Genomic DNA, 3022 nt, shown 5'->3' with positions numbered 1-3022 from the left:
TCCATAATTTTCGATGTCTTCCCACCCATCAGCTCCGGCAATTGTAGCTAAGATGGTAATTACAAGAATGTCTTTAAGTAAGTGTTGTTTGGTTCGGTCTAATCTTGGGTCTGGTAGAGCGTCAAAATAAGTTGATAAGCTGATTTGTCAGTCTTGCAGGTCGATGGGTCCAGGCCGCTCGATCGTCGGCGATGATTTGGGCTCATTCACAACACGATCGAATCCTTTCTCCATTGTTTTTTCCTCACCATTCGTGACTGATATGAAGCAGTATTATAGGACGCATTTGACATCTTTAAGGCTGCGGGTCGATCGCCCGTTGTGACTCGATCGCCCATTGTAACTCGATCGCCCGCTACGAGCCTCACTTACACGGCTCAGGCGATCGTCACAAAATCTTCAATGGATTCTCAATAACCGCTATTGACTGGATACTTGCCCATATCTTGCCCTTAAAGTCAAGTACAATTTATACCAAATTAGATGAGCTTACCCTGAGTACAGAAGGCAAACCAGATGCTGTGTCTACCAAAGGGGGAGTTACAGTAATTTTAAACTCTATACAGGACTTACGCAACTGTCACAAATGCTTCGATCGCCTCTCCAAAAGTTCCAAACTTTACTCTCGGTTGGTTGATGAGTGCCGTCCCTCGATCGGGACGGCACTCATCAACCAACCGTCTGAGCGCGGTTGTTAGCTTTCTTAATAAAAACTGCTTTCAGTTTATTGTCAGATTTTTTAGACAATAGACATCGGAATCTGGGGGCGTTTCAGTTGCTCAATTAAATAATTTGATAGCAGCCCATGTTTGATTTGATATATTGTTCGACCTGTCTGAGCGGCTAAACTTTTAAGCTTTACCCATACAAGTACCGCTACAGCAATATGATTTCTTTGAATCCGAGCTTTTCGACACTGGGAAGCCTCTATTCCTGTTAATTGCTTGATTTCTCGATGAAGTTCTTCAATCTTCCAACGAATGGCGCACACTTTTTGTACGTCATTTGTGTCTGACTGAGTTAAGTCGTTAGTCGCGACATATTCCGTCTTGTTGGTGGAAACAATTACTCGGAATAATTTCACTTTCTTGAATTTGGGAAACGTTTTTATTTTAATAACTTTCCCTGACTCTAGTTCCGATGGCGTCCAACTTAAAGATTCAACAGATTTATAATCTTCTTGATTTTGAGTGTCGTCAACCAATCGGTTCTTCTTTAACGGACAGTAATATCTTTTGCCTAGCTTGTCAATAGCTTCCATGACTTTTTGGCTAGCATACCATGTGTCCATTAAGACTGTTTTGAAAGCTAAGTCCTTTGAGTATACTACCCCTTGGAGCATTTCTAACAAGTGGTCTATTTGGGTCTTCCCGTCCCCATCTGGGTCATAAATTCGATAATCTATTACCCAAAATTCTCCGGTTTCAGGATTGACATACACACAATTAACTAATCCAATACCTCGGATTACTTTATGTTCATTACCACTATATTGTCGGCGGGTTAATTCAATATCCTCGCTGTATCTTTTATCTAATACTGTATCATCAAAGATTAAATAACCGTCAACATGAGCTGCAATCTGGGGTGCCACATTTTCCCATAATAACTTAGGGGTAAGTTTTTCTTTTCTCAAATACCGATTAATCTACAGGAATGGCTGATTGTTTCTACATGGTCTGCCAAATGGGTTAGCGTATAGTTGATTTGACTGCTTAATAAATATTGACAGTAGTTAAGTTTGGTAAATCTCATGCCGACAATAATTAAAACATTCCGAGCGCCACTATTGAGAGTGTGCCAATCAGTTGAATTTTGACACGCTATATATTGTACGCTCGCTCGCAACTTCACGCAGAAAGCAGATGGTACGGCTTTCATCGCGCTCGGGTTACACTTGCTCGCTCTTTCCCCAGGTTACAGTCAGTCATCACCACAAAGTTAGGATGAGAGCGCTCGCTTGCCATGTGCCAGTTGTGTCACTCCTGTCAGATTTAACGAGCGCAACTACATGGAAGGCTTTTGAGACTCTCAAAGCACCTCTCACGGAGTTCTCTACCCCCGATGAGTTACTGTTGGCGACGCTGCCTGATGGGCGATCACACTTGCCCAACCTGTGCCAGTTGCGTAAGTCCTGTTAGGTATCAAGGCGCTTGATTTTTACCCGCTCTTCGACTGTGCCGATTGCTCACATTGCTCCTGCTGTTGTGGCGGTTTTTGTGGAGGCGATCAACGCCGGAAAAGTCACAACAGCCGATGTTGTGGCAGTTGTCGGCGAGGCAGAACTTGCCCGGTTCAAGCAGATTGCCGATCGTTGCCCCGTTTTTTGATTTCTTCGTGCTGACACGGAATGAACCAGGCGATCGGCTTGATGCGGTAACTCGATCGCCCGCCAGCAGACTTATCTGTTCGCGACTCGCACCGTCGATCGAAGCCGCCACCAAAAAAACTAGCTAATTTTTGTGTGCCCTAAAGTCTGGCATTTGCAGTATAAAACCAGGCATTTGCTGTACAAAAAAGCGTGAGAATGCAGGCTTTTGCAGGGACGGCACTCTACCTGTATTTACCCGAAAATATCCTGCAAATGCCTGCAATTTTATGCCAAATTACTGCTTTTTTGTGCAGGGACTGCCTTTGCTTGTTGAGGCTGGTTATGGCTGTTCTTTCTCGGTAGCAAGCAATGTTTTTGCGATCGCAAACCCTGACTACTGCGTGCAGAAAAAAAATAATCCACCCCCATCAATATTGAGCATAGTGCTTACCCGAAGTTCAAACCTTGTTGATATGGAATAAGGAACGACTCGCGAGTCGCGACTGAAGCGTCCATGCCTTAATAAGAGCGGTAAGGTATGGGACAGATCCTACGAACTATGTTTTTGGTGGAATATATTAGCGATCGCTCTTTACGGCAAGAGATTACTGCTTGTACTCATAACGTGGAGAATTATAGCGATCGCAAATGATTTGTAAATCCTCGAACGTGTATAATGAGGGATGTAAATCTAAGTAGGAGTTAAAATGA

At 43.6% G+C, this 3022-nt stretch carries 4 protein-coding genes and 1 pseudogene; 2 read left to right on the top strand and 3 right to left on the bottom strand.

All coding sequences use genetic code 11. From position 1 onward, the window contains the following. The 3 genes and pseudogenes from QUA20_RS31495 to QUA20_RS31485 form a co-directional block, all read right to left on the bottom strand. Positions 1–144 (bottom strand): transposase family protein (locus QUA20_RS31495; protein ID WP_333194259.1); only part of this gene is annotated, 144 nt, incomplete at its 3' end. Between the two features lie 62 nt (positions 145–206). After that, complete coding sequence (locus tag QUA20_RS31490; protein ID WP_333194258.1) at positions 207–368, bottom strand: hypothetical protein; 162 nt, start codon at positions 366–368, stop codon at positions 207–209. A gap of 371 nt (positions 369–739) precedes the next feature. Then, a pseudogene (locus QUA20_RS31485) lies at positions 740–1755 on the bottom strand (IS701 family transposase). Between the two features lie 429 nt (positions 1756–2184). Here QUA20_RS31485 and QUA20_RS31480 point away from each other — a divergent pair. Together QUA20_RS31480 and QUA20_RS32260 are read left to right on the top strand one after the other, a co-directional pair. After that, a complete protein-coding gene (locus tag QUA20_RS31480; protein WP_333194257.1) occupies positions 2185–2457 on the top strand; it encodes a hypothetical protein in 273 nt (90 codons plus the stop codon). Between the two features lie 392 nt (positions 2458–2849). After that, complete coding sequence (locus tag QUA20_RS32260; RefSeq protein WP_445304740.1) at positions 2850–2963, top strand: Tn3 family transposase; 114 nt, start codon at positions 2850–2852, stop codon at positions 2961–2963. The last annotated feature ends 59 nt before the right edge of the window (positions 2964–3022 follow it).

It is taken from the genome of Microcoleus sp. Pol7_A1, from assembly GCF_036701085.1.
Lineage (GTDB): Bacteria > Cyanobacteriota > Cyanobacteriia > Cyanobacteriales > Microcoleaceae > Microcoleus > Microcoleus asticus.
Note: the sequence above shows the minus strand (reverse complement) of the source record. Positions and strands in the feature narration are given on the sequence as shown.